We start from the raw sequence: 15,574 nt of genomic DNA, 5'->3' as shown, positions 1-15,574 counted from the left end.
GAGGTACCGTGTTCGCATGACTGGGAAGTCGTCTACTGCGAGAAAGAAGCGTCCTGTCGTCGGGATCGCCATCGTGTTGCTGCTGTTCGTCGTCCCCGGACTGCTCTTCTTCGTGATACCCGTCGGGATCACAGCCTACGACGACTCCCATCGGATACCGATTACGTGCACCATCCGTAGTGCCGTCACCGGAACGGAATCGAGCGGATCATTCAAGGGCGGCGGTGCGTCGGGGCCGCAGGTCGTTGTCGTGACCGAGCAGTGCGGCAAGATCCTGCTTCAGGACGGCATCAATTCCTCGAACGCTGGTGCCGTCGCGAAGGAAATAACGGACGCGGAACGCGTCCGCTTCAGTGTTGGTGAGGCGGCGTACCGACTTCGCGCTCAAATTGCGTTCTTTGGCGTGTCCCCGACTGCTTACGGCTTCACGGTCGTGGATGGCAGCTGATCGGCATGGGAAACTTGGCGGGCCATGACGAGCAAACGGAGCCGACCCAGACTTGACGAAGGAGTCGGAATTGGGGCGGAAAGAGCGCTCGATGCGGTCGAAGAGGATCATCTTCTTCTCATGGCTGCTCGGAATGCTGCTGATATTCACCACAATTTTCGTAGCGCCGGTGGCCCTGAAAGCATACGATGCCACTCATCCGCTCGTGGTGAAGTGCCGTATCGCTGAGGCGTCCGCCGGTGACGGGTCATCGCGATCTGTGCGTGGCATCGGTGCATCGTTCAATCAAGTGCGTCTCGATTCTCCCGATTGTGGAACTGTCTACATACGCAGAGGAGTGTCGGCCGACAATGCCGCGGATATCGCAGCTGAGTTCCAGAGTGGTCGTAGTCATGCTCTGAAGTTCGGAGCTGCGTCCTACCGGCTTCGGGAATTGCTCCGGTCTTTGCATCAAGCCGTTGAGGTTCAGCGGCTGAGTCAATGAAGCACCTCGGCTGTTTCTTGAGCGAATGTGGATGACTCATGTAAACAAAAATTCACTGAAGTGTGCTTGAGGTCAAAGGATGCTCAGTGACCCGGTCGAATCGAGGCTTTTGCAGGTCGTTCCATAGGGGGTGCTCAGAACCTTGCTGACTGGGCCGAAGACGTTACAGGACTCAAGGATCTACTGGGAGCAGAATGACGAGGAATAGAATGAGTTCCGAGCCTGAGAATTCGTCGCTCGATCGATCACTGCTCCTTGCCTACTTGGGATTTCTGATTCTTGCGCTCTTGGCGGGCGCAGTCTGGGCAACAATCGGTCTAGGGGGCGCCAGTGTGACTATCGCGGTTGGCGTGGGTGCTGTGGCCATCCTGATCGGGACTGCCACGGGCAGAGCCCGACACAAATGGGTGCGACGGGCTGGTCTGTTGTTGATTCTGGTGTTTCTCCTGGTGTTGTCAGCGGTGGCCGGGAGAGGGCACTCTTACCAGTTCGCTTGGCTTTTCCCGGCCATCAGTGGGCTGCTCCTTGCTCGAAGTGAATGGCCATGGTGGCGGGCGGTCGCCAGTCGGGATGGAGCGAGCGAGAGCCGCGCCGGGTAGAGGCGAGCCAGGACCAGTTGCATGTCGGCCGAAAGGCATCGCCGGAAACATCGCCCACTAGAGCGATGTGGGGGGGTGTAGGACGTGACGTGACGTGACGTGACGTGACGTGACGTGACTGTCCTGCATTGTATGGCCGTACGCAATGAGCTCGTATGACGAGGGCCACAAGCGCGCTCTGCAATGCCAGGTGGAAAGTGCGGAAAGATGCTCTGGTAGCACCGTGAGTAGGACGGGCCAAGGGGTGTCGTTCTCATACATCCGAGTCGATACGAAGAGTTGTGGAACGCTCGTCCTGCAGGGAGTGCCGACCGGTAGATAGCAGGCTGTTGCCGCGGAGCTGGAAGAAGGGGGAAGGTTTGAGTTCAGTGTGGGTCATCTTCTCATTGGTTCCGTAGCGCGCTCAAACCAATCAACGGATTCCCCACCGCTTTCGACTACACGAGCCCCGGGAAGTGAGAACTGACGGCTGATGTTCGCGCTGTCCGCGGGCTGCAATCAGAGCCGGCGCTCCGCGTTCGACGAGAGCGCCTCCCACTTGGCGAGAGAGCAAACTGCAAGATGCAGCGTGATCGTTAGCGTGGGCGGCTAGCTCGTGAACGTTCCTCGGACCTCAGGCACTGACGCGGGTTGAGAAGGGTGCGCGAGAGTGATCGACATGAGGAGTCGAGGCTCGGTACGTGAAGAAAGGTCAACGTGATCGACGAGGATCATCTTCCTCTCGTTGCTGCTCGGCATGGCGCTGATATTCACCACGATCTTTGTTGCGCCGGTGACGCTGAAGGCATATGACGCTGCTCACCCGCTCGTGGTGAGTTGTCGTATTACTCAGGCGACCGCGGGGGACGGTTCGTCACGATCGACGCGTGGCATCGGTGCGTCGTTCAACCAGGTGCGTCTCGACTCATCAAACTGCGGCGTCGTTTCCATGCGTAAGGTCAAAATGCGGCGAAGATCGCCGAGGAATTTCGGGAAGGACGTGATCACGAGTTGAGATTCGGTGCTGCGTCCTACCGGTTCCGAGACGTGCTTCGATCCCTGCGTCAGTCCGTCGAGGTTCAGCGGTTGAGTGATTGAATATTCTGAGGAGCGAAGGCTGGTCGCTACCGTGTCCGCATGATGGTGGCGCCCATCGCGCAGTGTCGCTCCCGACGCGGGAGGCGGAGGTTTGATGGGACCGACGGTGGCGTCAACGTAGGGAGCGGAGTGAGATTGGCTGCTGCGGCGAGGAAGAAGGTTCGGGTCTACGGTCCTCTGACGAGGGGTGCAGTGATCGGCAACATCCTGCTCGTTGCAATCGCGATCGGCGTCGCGATGGTGCTCGGTTCATCGCAGGTGACGCTCTCGAACGTCCTGCTCAACCTGGCGATCGCGATCGCGATGGCGGGAGTGCTTGCCTTCATCGGGTCGGGCTGGACCGTGGCGGGGGCCGTCTTGCTCTTCTTCCTCGGTCCGATCCTGACCCGCTTCGTCCTCGTCGGAGCGGTGCTCTCTGTTCGGGTCTGGTTCCTCGGGATCATGGCTGGTTGGGTACTTGGGGCATTGCTTCGTCGGCTCCACGATCGCGATCTGCCTCACAGCGGTGTCGGCCGATGACAGATCGGGGAATCGCTGAGGCGATGGCTGCCCCTGGGCCGCGGCTCGAGGAAGGCTGAGAACGATGGACATGCGCGTGCTGCGCGGGCGCGTCGTCGCCGCGCTGCTGCTCGTGGTGTTCCTGGTCGTCCCGGCCCTGTTCCTCTACGTCGGGCCGATCACGCTCAAGATGTACGACGCTGGGCATCAGATCAAGATCGTCTGCTCTGTCTCGTCGGCGGAGTCGAGCACCGACTCCTCGTACTCGTCGCGAGGCGTCGGAGCCTCGACGCTGGGGATCGCCATCAAGACGGAGGACTGCGGGCCGCTCGCGCTCCGCTGGGGCCTGACGGGCGCCAACGTCGAGGAGAAGACTCGACGTCTCGACGCTGGTGGAAAGTGGTGCTTCACGGTCGGTCGCGGTTCCTACGAGCTGCGCGACCTGCTCCATCGCGTGCGACAGGCGGTCTTCGTGCGCGATGCGACTCGATGCGGTTGTGCTGCAGCGCTCAACCGTGACGGAGCGGGAGCAGGGTCCGAGGAGCCCCGGCCTGATACGTTGGATGCAGGCGCTGGCACTGCCGGCACCTGACATCGAGTACCGCGCACAGGGGGCGCCGGCGCTCGAGGGGGCGTGTACGACCGGCCGCGGGGCGGGAGGAGCACGGAACTTCGGGGACGTCCGGCGCGCGAGTGCTGACCGCGAAGGACCATCATGACGACGCCGAACAATCGGCAGCCCGGCGACTGGCAGCCGAACAACGGGCAGCCGGACCAGCAGACGCCCGGCTTCGGGCAGCCGAACGAGCAGCAGATGCCCGGCTTCCAGCAGCCGGGCCAGCAAGCTCCCGGGTATCAGCAGCAGCCCTACACGGGCGCGGGCGTCCCCTCCTGGCAGCCGCCGGCCCCGGAGAAGAAGGGGAAGAACGTCGCACTCCGGATCCTCATCCCGGTCGTGTCCGTCCTCGCCGCGGTGGGTGCGTCCCTGGGCGTCCGCGCGTTCTTCAATGCCACCGCCGAGCCCTCGCCGTCAGCCCTCGCGACCGAGGCGGCGAAGCAGGTCAACGAGAACTACACCTTCCCGCTCGAGCTCGACGAGGTGACCCGGTGGGACGGCGTGACGGCTGACGGTGCGCAACTTGACTACGCCTACACGATCGACTCCTCGGTCGACCCGGCGAGCCTGACCGCGGCGGACCTCAAGTCGTCGGTCGTGTCGAACGTCTGCCAGAAGAAGGAGTCGCGTGACCTGCTGTCGAAAGCGATCGTGATGCGGTACTCGTACGTCTTCGAGGGCACCGACCGCACGATCGACTTCGCGGTCACCACCGCCGACTGCTGACACCCGAGCGGCAGGCCTGAGGAACGGTGACCCCAGCACGGCGGGTCTTCCACGCGCTGCTTGCGGCCGTTGCGGTGACCACCAGCGGACTGGTCGAGCTCGGGCACTTCGGCGTCCCGGGGTGGGGATTCGCCGTCGTCGCCGTCCTCGGCCTCAGCTACGGCGCTGCACTCGTGCGCGTCGGACCGGCGGGGTGCCTCATGCCCACGGTGCTGTTCCTCGGGAGCTTCGTGGTCCTGGGCATCCTCATCAGTCGTGCGTCGGATTGGGGGCCGCTGCAGTACGGGTGGCTGCCCGCGGTGCTCGCCGGTGCCTTCCTCGCTCGGATGCTGTTCCCGAACGTCGGGCCGCGGAGGCGCAAAGAGGCGGCGGGCCGCGGGTTGCGCACGGCAGGCGGGGAGTGGCTGCGTGAAGCCGGACCGGTCATGCTGTGCGTCGGTGCGTTCTGCGTCGCCGCGATGGGGGCGCTCCTGCACGGCGAGGGCGATGAAGCGCTGCGCTACGACGATGCGCTCCGGAGGACCGGTGTGGTCGTCACGGGTGAGGTGGTGCACGTCGAGCGTGTGCACTTCACGGGCTACAAGGGGCGCGGGCACACCGAGTACACGCCGGTGACGCGGCAACGGTTCGACGGCGTGGAGTACGAGACGACGCTCGACGAGTACACGGTGTCGAGTGATCCGGACTACTACCGCGTCGGGCAGCGTCTGCAGATCATGGTCGACCCGGATGATCCGACGATCGCCGGGGTCCGATCCGAGGAACTGCACGGGATGTTCGTGCGCAACGTCGACGACGGTCGCAACTACGCATTCACCGCGCTGCCGCTGCTGGCGGTGGGAGCGCCGCTCCTCGCGGTGCAGACGGTCGAGGGCATCACCCGGAAGATCCGCACCAGGCACACTCGGCGGTGGGCGAAGGCCCGGCGGCAGGTGCTCGCGGCCAGACGTCGCGCGCGCCGGCTGGCTGCCGGAGTCGCGTCAGCTCACCGCGTCGGATCTCCCCCGCCGAGCGTCGCGCGTCTGCCCCGGAAGCCGCGCTCGCCGGCCGAGTGATCACACGAGCGTCACCGGAGCAGCAGGCGACAGGGCGAGGCGACCGACCTGACAGAGCGGGCCGTCCGCAGGACCAGCACCGCGCCTCCAGTCCGGGTCGTGTGGATCAGCCGCGACGGTCAGCGCGGCAGGCCGCTGACCCACGCGCGGAACGTGACAGCATCGCTGTCACGGAGGACGACTGCCGGTGCGTCCTGCGCGTCGTACAGGAGCGCGAGGCTCTCCGGAGGCAGGCCGGCCAACTGCCGAGCCCCGAGCGACGTCGGGTCGACGAGCGCCGGACTGGCCAGGAACGCGAGTGGCTGCGACTCGGACTCGACGACTGCCGTCCGGCCGTCGATGAGGGCACGGACCTCGGCGGGGTGCAGCACGACGACGTCGCCACCGACGAACAGGCGGATCACCGGACGCACGCGACCGCCGGGGCCGAGCGGGACGCTGGTCCAGTCGGCGCTGCACGCGACACCGCGCCAGGGCGGCACCGAGACGCCGTTCGGTCCGAGCGCTGCGGGAGCCGTTGCGCGGGGACGGACGACGCGCTCCTGCAGGTACGCCTCGAGCTCCGCGTACCCGCGGGCAAGGCCCATCACGGAGAAGAGTCGCTTCCCGGTCGCGTCACGTGCCTGCAGGCCGCCGTACTGGTTCGTGATCGGCGCGATCGCCGCGATCTCCACCAGGTCGACGCGGCGCTCCTGGTGGAGGCCCTGACGGACCAGCAGGTGGTCCTCCATCGCGAGCACCCGTGTCCGGCGCATCGAGCGGGACAGCACGATGCCCCCGATGCCAGCCAGCAGGAGGACGATCGCCACGATGACCAGGCTGGGCTCCACACCGGTCGAGATCGTCGTGGCGGCGCCCAGTGCCAGCAGGGCTCCGCCCACGACGAAGACGACGCCGACGACCCGGATGAGGACCCACTGGAAGGTCCGCAGGCGCACGGCGACGAGCGCGCCGCCCTCGTTGGGCAGTGACTCTCCGCGCTCCCGACGGCGGCGATCGCTGTGCTTGGTCGCCGCCGTCACGGATGTCGTGATGACGAACGCCGCGACCATCGCGATGCCCACGGACGTGATCGTGATCCACATGTGTTGTCCCCCTCGTGCCGTGCGGTGAACCGAGCGGCCGACCGACACGTTCGGAACGGTCGGCCACTCGATCATGCATCCCCGATCGCCGACGGCGTTCGCGGACCCCCCACTTGCGTTGTGCAGAGTATCAATTCCAGCGGGGTCTGCAAGTTCGTGTGGCGCCCTGGTGTGGCTCGAACGGGGGTGGTCTCCTCCTGTGGAGGACGGAACCTCACGGTATTTCAGCGGTTAGGATCGATCACGCAGTCGATTCTTGAGGGGGACGATCGTGATGTTGACGCGCGCCGGGGGAACCGGGATCCAGCGGGGGAGCCGCATCGCGGGGGTGGTGGCGGTGACGGGTGCCGTCGCGCTCGTCCTCGCTGGTTGCACCGCCGACCAGGACCAGGTCACCGATCCGTCACGCGTGCTGCAGACCGTCGACACGACGCTCACCTCGAACGGCGCGGTGAACGCGATCTCGGACACCACGATCTCCGTCGCCGGCAAGCAGTCGTCCTCGAAGACCGTCGACCACGACGTGACGAAGGCAGCGAGGGACCTCCCGCTCCGGATCACCACGCAGTACACGACGGACAAGCGCTCCGGGACCGACCTCGCCGACCTCGACGGGTACTCCGGTCGCGTGGAGATCGACGTGACCGTCGAGAACCTCACGGTCCGGTCCCAGGACCTGTCCTACGACGTCGCGGGAGCAGCCCGGTCGACACCGGCGCTCGTCGGTGCGCCGTTCAGCATCGCCGCGTCGACCGTGCTCGACGGCGTCGCTCCCGACCGCATCGTCACCGAGTCCGTCGACGGCGGCGCCGCCACCGACGGCGTCGTGAGCTCGAACGCCTCCGGGGACGCCGTCGTCCAGTGGGGTCGTCTGCTCGCCCCGCCGACCTCCGGCGCCAGCAGCACGCTCCACCTCGTCGCCGACGTGCGCGACTTCGCGACGCCCGCCATCGACGTCGCCGCGCAGCCCGGCCTGACGACGGACCTGTCGACCAGCGGCGTGATGAACGGGGCGTTCGGGTCCGAGACGGACTCCGAGCTCGCCCTGCAGCGCCGGACGATCGACCTCATCGCGCAGGTGAACGAGGTGCTCGCCCGCGCGGGCGGCACCATCACCGAGGTCCGCACGAACCTCGAGTCGACGTCCGAGACCCTCGGTGTGCGGACGGCGGAGCGGCTGCAGGAGAGCAGTGCGTCGCTCGCGAGCACGATGCAGTCGCTGTCGGGGGAACTCGGTTCGCTCAACGGGGACCTCGGCTCGACCGTGCAGGCGACCCAGTCGACGGTGCTGCAGCAGCTGCAGCAGACGACGGGCAGCCTCGATGCGCTGCTCGGTGACACCTCGGCGACGGCTCCCGCGCCGGTCCTGGACGGCGAAGGGTGTGCCGCGGTCCCGCAGACCGGTGCAGCAGGCTCCAGCGTCTACGGGAACCTGCTGCGCGTGTCCGCGCAGCTCGAGGGCTACGCCGAGGCGAGCGAGGAGTGCAAGCAGCAGGTCAGCGCGCAGCTCGCGTCGTCCGTCGGACCGGCTTCGCCGTCCGCCGAGGCGTGCGCCGCCCTGGAGGCCCGTGGTTCGTTGACCTGCGCGCTCTGGGAGTCGTCGGCTGCGGTCAACACCTCGCTGATCGGCCTGGTCAGCAAGGGGCAGCAGCTCGCCGACGGGTTGAACCCGGACCTCGCGGACACCGCGATCGAGCAGTCCGACGCACTGAACGCGCAACTGCAGGAGATCGCCGGCAAGCTCGACGCCCTCGGCAGCGACCAGGACGGCTTCGTCGAGCAGGCCCTGACTGCGCTGGATGCCCTGGTCACGACCAGCGAGCAGTCGGTGCGCCCGGTGCAGGAAGCCGTCGCGAACGTCCGGGGCCGTGCCCAGGCTGCGCGCGGACAGCTCGGCGCCCTGGACTCCCGCTTCGACGGCTCGATGCAGGCGCAGAACCGAGCGCTCGCCGACCGCCTGTGCCAGCTCGCGCAGCCGGGTCTGCTCAGCGATCCCGAACTCGACCAGGACGAGGTGGACGCGCTCCGTGGGTACCTCACCGCGACGCCGTGCCCCGGGACCGACCAGCCGGAGGGGACGACCCTCCGCCCGGGATTCGGCTTCAACACCCCGATGGACCAGCGCCTCGACGCGCAGGTCACCGCGTGGGACGCGCTCATCGCCGAGACCGACCCGCAGGCGACGACCGGTGTCGGCGCTGCCGTGAACCAACTCGCCACCGCCGTGGCCGCGCTGCGACAGGGCGTCCGGGACGTGCGCACCGCGGTGCAGCGGGACGGCGGCTCCGTCGAGGGATCGGTGCAGCAGCTGAAGGGCCTCCTCGGGGAAGCCACGAAGTCCGGCGCGGTCGTCACCGGCCAGTTGCAGCAGGTGCGCGATCAGCAGACGACGCTGCAGGACGCTGTTCGCGAGGCCTTCCAGCAGGCGTCGGACGACTCGGGCAAGCAGGTCCAGGCCCTCATCGACGACCAGGTGCGCAAGGTCAGCGACACCGCCGGCACCAGCCGGAAGGCCGTCGTCGACGCGTTCGACAAGTCGATCGCCGGCCTCCGCACCACCTCGGGCGAGGTCACGAGCGATTCGAAGGGCACCATCGACGAGCAGAAGGGTGCGCTCCGGCAGCAGGGCAGCAGCCTCGCCTCCGCCGTGGACGAGCAGACCGCGGCGAGCCTGCAGCGCATCGACGCGAGCACCAGCGCCTCGGTCCGCGACGTCGAGGGCGCGAGCACGCTGCTCACCGGCGACCTCAACCGCGTGATGCTCGACCTCGGAGACCGCAAGGTCAACGGCTCCGGCATCCTCGGTGCGATGGCCACGAGCGCGGCGAAGTCCGACTCCGCCGACTACCAGCTCGCCCTCGCGTCGCAGAACGCCTCGGGCTACGCCAACGTCCGGGCCGAGGACGTCGCCGGCATCCTCCTGCAGCAGGAGCAGTTCCGCGCCTCGCTCGACCGGGCGGCGAAGCTCCCCGCCTTCCGTCTCGACGTGCCGTCCAGCGCGACGTCGACGACGCTCTACGCCTTCCGGATCGGAGCCGAGCGATGAGCCACGTGCAGGACCAGTCGACCGATTCGACTCCCGACGAGCAGGGCACTGACGAGACGACCGCGGCCGGAGCGGCCGACGCGACCCGGACCCGGAAGCGCCGCCGGACCGCGGTGATCGTCGCGATCGCCGTCCTCGTGGTCGCCGCCGTCGTCACCGCGGTGCTCGCGGTGCGCGTCTCGGCCTCGACCCCGGCCGAGGCGGTCTCCGCAACGGCCCCGGTGCCGATCAGCGTCGCCCACGTCCCCGACGGCACGAAGATCGGCGTCGTGGTCACGCTCGGCGACGGTGAGGGTGCGCAGTGGGACGACGCCGCACAGGGTGCCGTCGTCGCGCAGCGTCGCCTGGAACTCGGTGGTGCCGACGTGCAGCTCGTGACGAAGAACGACGGCGGGTCGACGGACGGCGCCCGGAAGGCCGTCGAGGCCCTCGCGGCCGACGGCGTCTCGGGCATCGTCGTGGCGTCGTCCGGCGACCACGTCGGCGGTGCCTTCACCGCAGCGGCGGATGTCGGCATCCCGGTCGTCGCGCCGTACGCGGCCGGTGCCGACGACGCCTGGTCGACCGCGCCGTCGACGGAGTCCGTCGCTGCGGCGCTGCAGGACGCGCTCGGCGACGCCGCCTCACCGCTGCTCGTCGACCTGGGCGGCGGAGCGCCGTCCGGTGTGCGGTTCGCCCACGTCCTCGACGCGACGAGCACGCCCGACCTCGGCGCACTCGCGACGACCATCGCGCAGCGCACCGGAGCGGCAGCGGGCTCCACCGACGCCACGACGACCGACGCCCCGACGGCCGACGACCAGAGCAGCGCCGGCACCGAGCAGGCGTCGCCCGACTCCGACGCCGTCGTCGTCAGCGGCCCGGCCGGTCGACAGGGTGCCCTCGTCGCCGCGCTCCAGGAGGCGAACGTCACCGCGCCCGTCGTCCTGACCCCCGAGGCCACCAGCCCCGCCTTCGCAGCGGCCCTCGCCCAGGCCGGCGGCAGCCTCAGCGGCACGTTCCGCACCGTCGGCGTCGAGACCGACGACGCCCGCGCCCTCTCGTCCGACGCCGAGGGCCGCGCGATGTCGGCGTTCCTCGGCGGCGTCCGGGTCCTCGCGGACGACGCCGACGCGAAGAACCTGTCCGGCGACCGGTCGTTCGCCTCGGTGGCCTCCGTCGCCGACGCGCGCAGTCACGACGCCGTCGTCGCCCTGGTCACGGCCGTCGGGTCGGCACGGAGCACGGACGCGTCCGAGGTGTCGGACGCGCTCGCCCGGCTCGACCTCGGTGCGGACGACGGCCTCGCCGGCCCCGGGCTCGACTTCAGCTCGCACCAGGCGCTCGCCGAGCCGGCCACGGTGCTGGCAGCGTCCGCGCAAGACCTCGGGCTGCGTCCCGCCGCTCCGTCCGGCGACGACGGTGCGACGCCCGCGCTCGTCTGGTTCTCCGACTCGGCGAACTAGGCCCGTCCCCGCCCGCACCACCGCGCCACCGCCGAGGGAGAACCGCCCATGCGCCTGCTGATCGAGCTCGACGACCGCCGGGAGACGATCGAGGCCGACGGGTGGGCGGAGTCCTCCACGCTGGGGGACCTCGTCGCGGTGTCGCTCGGCACCCCGCTCGACCCCGGGACGCCGCTGGCGGTCGACGGGCACCGCACGAGCTCGGACACCCCGCTGCGCGACCTGGTGCTCCTCGAGGGTTCTCGGGTGGCACGCACCACCGAGGAACCGCCGCGCACGGTGGACGGCTGGAGCGTGACCCTCGCGGGCGGCCTCGAGGCAGGGCTCGTCGTGCCGGTGCCGCGCAGTCGCCGGCTCGTCGTCGGGCGGGCTCCGCAGGCCGACGTCGTGCTCCCCACCGAGAGCGCGTCGTGGGAGCACTGCACCGTCGAACGCGAGGACGACGGAGTCCGGGTGCGTGACTCGGGGTCGACGAACGGCACCGTGATCGCGGGGGAGCGCATCGACGACGAGGGCGTCCTGCTCACCGGCACCACGAGCGTCATCGTCGGGGGCGCGGTCCTGCTGCTCCGGCCGGAGATCCCGGAGACGACGGTCCCGGCGGCGGGGACGCTCCCGAACCTCACCCCGGCCGCCACCGCACCCTTCAACCGCCCGCCCCGTCCGGGTCGGATCACCGACACCGAGCCGGTGTCCCCGCCGACGCGCAAGGACGTCGCCCCGGCGTCGAAGTTCAGCTGGATCACGGTCGCGGCACCGCTCGTGCTCGCCGGAGCGATGGTGCTCCTGCTCGGCGACGCCCGCTTCGCCCTGTTCGCGCTGCTCAGCCCCGTGACCGCGATCGGCATGTGGTTCGAACAGAAGCACCGCCGCGCGAAGAACCTCAAGGAGGAGGAGACGCGCTTCTCCGAGGCGGTCGAGGGCTTCCGCGGCGAGATCGCGGCTGCCGCGGCCATCGAGGCGGCCCGCCGACAGGACCTCGTACCCGACCCCGCGACGGTCGTGCGCCGTGCGCTCCTGCCGACCACCGACCTGTGGCAGCGCCGCTCGGCCGACGAGGACTTCCTCAGCCTGCACGCCGGCACCGGCGACGCGCCCTGGCGACCCGAGGTCGACCAGCGCGCGGCGTCGTCGAAGCTCGAGGACGAGGCGAAGGCAGCGATCGCGGACAGTCGCCTGACCGCCGCACCGGTGGTCGCCGACCTGTCCGACGCCGGTGTCGTCGGCATCGTCGGTGACCGCGACGGTGCGCTCGCGCTGGCCCGCAGCCTGCTGGCGCAGGCGACCGTGCACTGCGGGCCGGCCGACCTGACGGTCGGGGTGTTCTGCGACGCGGGCCGGCAGGACGACTGGTCCTGGGCCTCCTGGCTGCCGCACACGCGGGTGGCGGGCAGCAGCACGGGTGCCCGGTGGATGTCGGCGCAGCGCGACCAGAGCGCCGCGGTCCTGCGCGGGCTGCAGGAGTCGCTCGACGAGCTCCCCACGCCGAACCTGCTCGTCGTCGTGGACTCCGACGTGCTCACCGAGGGGCGCGACGCCCCGGCGCGGAGCCTGCTCGGCCAGGGCCGGACGGCCCCCGGGGTCTCGCTGCGCCCGGGGGAGCGGCGCCAGCGGGTGAGCGGCATCGTCATCGCCACGAACGAGCAGCAGCTGCCCGCCGCCTGCACGTCCATCGTCACCGTCGGGGTGGACGCGGCCGCGACGGTCTACCGCCCGGAGGACCGCACGCGGGTCGAGGACGTCGTGCTCGCCGGCCTCACCGCGGACACCGCGGAGCGGGCCGCCCGCGCCGTCGCGCACTTCGACGACCCGGAGCTCACGGTCCCCGGCGCTTCGCTGCCGTCGCTCGTCCGCCTGCCTGACCTGCTCACGCGGAGCGCCGCGGCCCACGGCGGCACCGCTCGGAGCGCCGCAGCGCACGGCAGCACCGCTCCGGTCGACACCACCACCGCCGACGGCATCCGCGCCCTGTGGCAGAGCAGCACCGGGACATCGACGCCGGTCGGTTCCTCGGAGTCCGGCGTCCTCGAGATCGACCTGGTCCGCGACGGCCCCCACGGCCTGGTCGGCGGGACCACGGGGTCCGGCAAGAGCGAGTTCCTCCGTTCGTTCGTCGCCGGCCTCGCGGCTCGGAACGACCCGACCCGGCTCAACTTCCTGCTCGTCGACTTCAAGGGCGGAGCCGCGTTCGCCGCCTGTGAACGGCTGCCGCACACGATCGGCACGATCAGCAACCTCGACGAGCAGCTCGCCGACCGGGCGATCCGTGCGCTCGAGGCCGAGCTCGAGCGTCGCCAGCGGGTCTTCGCGACCGCCGGCGCCGACATCGACAACCTCGACGCCTACCTCGCGACGCGGCCGACCGAGCCGATGCCGCGCCTGCTCTTCGTCGTCGACGAGTTCGCGATGCTCGCGAAGGAGTTCCCGGACGTCCTGACCTCGCTCGTCGCGATCGCCGCGGTGGGCCGCACCCTCGGGGTGCACATGGTGCTCGCGACGCAGCGCCCAGCCGGCGTCGTGAGCGAGGACATCCTGGCGAACACGAACCTCCGGGTGGCGCTCCGCGTGCAGAGCCGCGAGGACTCGACGAACGTCATCGGCGTCCCCGCCGCCGCCGGCATCGGCCGACAGCAGACCGGCCGCGCCTACGTGAAGCTCGGGCAGGACGACATCACCCCGGTGCAGACCGCGCTGGTCACCGGTCGTGCGCGCGACGAACGGGTCGAGCAGTCGGTCTCGGTCCGTCCGACGGACGTGTTCGGCGTCCCGGCACCGGCACCGGCACCCGGGCCGAGCGCGTCGGACGACACCGACCTCGACGTGCTCATCGAGGCGATCCGCGCCGCGAACGCCGCCGCCGGGTACGCCGCTCCCCGTCCGATCTGGCCCGAGGCGTTGGGGGACCGCGTCGACCTCGCGGACGTCCCCGAGCCGAGCGGCGACGGGGGCCGCCGCTTCGTGCCCGTCGCGCTCGCCGACGACCCGGACCACCAGCGCCAGGTCGCCGGCGGCTGGGACCTCGACGAGGGCAACCTCGTGCTCATGGGCATCCCGGGCAGCGGCACGAGCACCGCCCTGTCCGCGCTCGCCCTCCGCCTGGCGGGGACGACGAGCCCCGACGACCTCGACCTCCTCGTCCTCGACATGGGTCCGGGGGACCTGGCGCCACTCGCGCAGCTGCCGCACACCACGGCGTACGTCGGCTCGGGCGCCGGCGCGGGGGAACTGCAGGCGCGGTTCCTCCGACACCTGCGTGCGGACCTCGAGCGTCGGCGCGCGAGCCCCGGCGGACGTCGGGCCGTCGTGCTGATCGACGGCCTCGCTGCGCTCCGGGACGAGTACCAGGACTTCGAGGGCCAGCAGCTGCTCGACGCCCTGTACCGCGTGTACGCGGAGGGGCCCGCGCTCGGCATCTCGTTCGCCGTCTCCACGACCCGCGCGAAGGCCGTGCCGTCGGCGATGGACGAAGTCACGACGCAGAAGTGGATGTTCCGCCTGGCCGACCCGTACGACTACGCGTCGATCGGTGTGCGTCCCAAGGACGTTCCGCCGCCCGTGCCGGGACGGTACATCGACTCGATGACGAAGCTGCAGAGCCACGTCGCGACGCCGTCGGTGCCGCTCGCCGAGGCGGTCGGCGAGGTCGCCGCCGCGTGGCCGGACGCCGCTCCGAAGACGAGCGCCGTGGGCCGCCTGCCCGATGCGGTCCGGGTGCAGGACCTCGGTGCTCCGGCCCGCTTCGACACCGAGCCGTGGCGCCTGCCGGTCGGCATCGCGGAGGACGACCTGGGCACCGCTGCGCTCGAGGTCTTCGACGGTGAGCACGTGCTCGTCGCCGGCCCTGCCCGCTCCGGCAAGTCGACGGTGCTCCTCGCCATGGCGGACCTGGCGCGCTCCGCCGAGGGCGTCCGACCGTCGGTCTGGGCGATCTGCGACCGGCGGTCCCCGCTCGCCGACGCTGCGTTCGACCGCGTCGCCGTCGGCGCCGAGGAGGTCCCCGCGTTGCTCGCCGGGCTCCGCCTGGAGCGCGGGCCCGTCCTGCTGCTCGTCGACGACGCCGAGCGCTTCGACGACGCCGACCAGTCGATCGCCGCGCTGCTGTCGTCGGAGCGACCGGGGCTGTGCGTGGTCGCCGCCGGCCGGTCCGCCGACCTCCGCTCGCTCTACAGTCACTGGACGCGTGCCGTACGGAAGTCACGGTGCGGGGTGCTGCTCCAGCCGGACGTCGACTACGACGGCGAGCTGGTCGGGGTGACCCTGCCCCGCCGCGCGCCCGTCGCGCTGACGGTCGGTCGCGGCTACGCCGCATCGGGCGGGTCGGTCCGGCTCGTGCAGACGGCAGCGCCCAGCGCCTGAACCAGGACCCACCGGACGGGAGGCGCAGCACCCCGCCGCCACGCGCCTCCCGTCCGGTGGGTCCGCGGCCCGCATGCGCCTCCGACGGAGCAGGAGGCGTCGCCTCGCGCGCCGCGACCCGACGGTTCCTGCTCCACGA

Annotated in this window: 10 protein-coding genes; 9 read left to right on the top strand and 1 reads right to left on the bottom strand. The window is 70.0% G+C overall.

Features of this window, described 5'->3' with window-relative positions:
- Nucleotides 1-16 precede the first annotated feature (16 nt).
- The 6 genes from DEJ22_RS13955 to DEJ22_RS13930 all read left to right on the top strand — a co-directional run bounded on the left by DEJ22_RS13955 (nt 17) and on the right by DEJ22_RS13930 (nt 5,503).
- Entirely contained in the window at nt 17-448 is a 432-nt protein-coding gene (locus tag DEJ22_RS13955; RefSeq protein WP_111228251.1) for a hypothetical protein, read from the top strand.
- A gap of 1,807 nt (nt 449-2,255) precedes the next feature.
- Nucleotides 2,256-2,525 carry a hypothetical protein gene (locus DEJ22_RS13950; protein ID WP_146241816.1) on the top strand — a complete coding sequence of 90 codons (270 nt, stop codon included), beginning with the start codon at nt 2,256-2,258 and terminating at the stop codon, nt 2,523-2,525.
- 275 nt (nt 2,526-2,800) lie between these two features.
- Nucleotides 2,801-3,127: a hypothetical protein gene (locus tag DEJ22_RS13945; protein WP_111228252.1), complete on the top strand. Its 327-nt coding sequence runs from the start codon at nt 2,801-2,803 to the stop codon at nt 3,125-3,127.
- A gap of 64 nt (nt 3,128-3,191) precedes the next feature.
- On the top strand, nt 3,192-3,698 hold the full coding sequence (locus DEJ22_RS13940) for a hypothetical protein (RefSeq protein WP_111228253.1): 507 nt from the start codon (nt 3,192-3,194) through the stop codon (nt 3,696-3,698).
- Nucleotides 3,699-3,821: 123 nt separating this feature from the next.
- Nucleotides 3,822-4,448 (top strand): hypothetical protein, encoded by a 627-nt coding sequence (locus DEJ22_RS13935; RefSeq protein ID WP_111228254.1) that lies wholly within the window; start codon nt 3,822-3,824, stop codon nt 4,446-4,448.
- Nucleotides 4,449-4,522: 74 nt separating this feature from the next.
- Nucleotides 4,523-5,503, top strand: coding sequence for a DUF3592 domain-containing protein (locus DEJ22_RS13930; protein ID WP_111228255.1), 981 nt, complete (start codon nt 4,523-4,525; stop codon nt 5,501-5,503).
- 119 nt (nt 5,504-5,622) lie between these two features.
- On the opposite strand, the gene DEJ22_RS13925 is transcribed toward DEJ22_RS13930, so the two are convergent.
- Nucleotides 5,623-6,588 (bottom strand): hypothetical protein, encoded by a 966-nt coding sequence (locus DEJ22_RS13925; protein ID WP_111228256.1) that lies wholly within the window; start codon nt 6,586-6,588, stop codon nt 5,623-5,625.
- Between the two features lie 271 nt (nt 6,589-6,859).
- Between DEJ22_RS13925 and DEJ22_RS13920 the strand changes: the two genes are divergently transcribed.
- From DEJ22_RS13920 to DEJ22_RS13910, 3 genes are read left to right on the top strand one after another with little or no spacing between them, the layout of a single operon-like run.
- Nucleotides 6,860-9,634: a hypothetical protein gene (locus DEJ22_RS13920; protein WP_146241817.1), complete on the top strand. Its 2,775-nt coding sequence runs from the start codon at nt 6,860-6,862 to the stop codon at nt 9,632-9,634.
- Nucleotides 9,631-11,079, top strand: coding sequence for a type 1 periplasmic-binding domain-containing protein (locus DEJ22_RS13915; protein ID WP_111228258.1), 1,449 nt, complete (start codon nt 9,631-9,633; stop codon nt 11,077-11,079). Before DEJ22_RS13920 ends, DEJ22_RS13915 begins: the two co-directional genes overlap by 4 nt.
- Before the next feature lie 48 nt (nt 11,080-11,127).
- Nucleotides 11,128-15,435 carry a type VII secretion EssC family protein gene (locus tag DEJ22_RS13910; RefSeq protein WP_111228259.1) on the top strand — a complete coding sequence of 1,436 codons (4,308 nt, stop codon included), beginning with the start codon at nt 11,128-11,130 and terminating at the stop codon, nt 15,433-15,435.
- Nucleotides 15,436-15,574: the final 139 nt, after the last annotated feature.

Source organism: Curtobacterium sp. MCSS17_007 (assembly GCF_003234175.2).
Classification (GTDB): Bacteria; Actinomycetota; Actinomycetes; order Actinomycetales; family Microbacteriaceae; genus Curtobacterium.
This window is presented reverse-complemented; position numbering and strand designations above follow the sequence as displayed.

What these genes read in the sequence shown, in the direction of transcription:
- DEJ22_RS13955 (WP_111228251.1), top strand. Translation starts at nt 17, where the DNA reads ATGACTGGGAAGTCGTCTACTGCGAGAAAGAAGCGTCCTGTCGTCGGG.
- DEJ22_RS13940 (WP_111228253.1), top strand. Translation starts at nt 3,192, where the DNA reads ATGGACATGCGCGTGCTGCGCGGGCGCGTCGTCGCCGCGCTGCTGCTC.
- DEJ22_RS13935 (WP_111228254.1), top strand. Translation starts at nt 3,822, where the DNA reads ATGACGACGCCGAACAATCGGCAGCCCGGCGACTGGCAGCCGAACAAC.
- DEJ22_RS13925 (WP_111228256.1), bottom strand. Translation starts at nt 6,588, where the DNA reads ATGTGGATCACGATCACGTCCGTGGGCATCGCGATGGTCGCGGCGTTC.
- DEJ22_RS13915 (WP_111228258.1), top strand. Translation starts at nt 9,631, where the DNA reads ATGAGCCACGTGCAGGACCAGTCGACCGATTCGACTCCCGACGAGCAG.
- DEJ22_RS13910 (WP_111228259.1), top strand. Translation starts at nt 11,128, where the DNA reads ATGCGCCTGCTGATCGAGCTCGACGACCGCCGGGAGACGATCGAGGCC.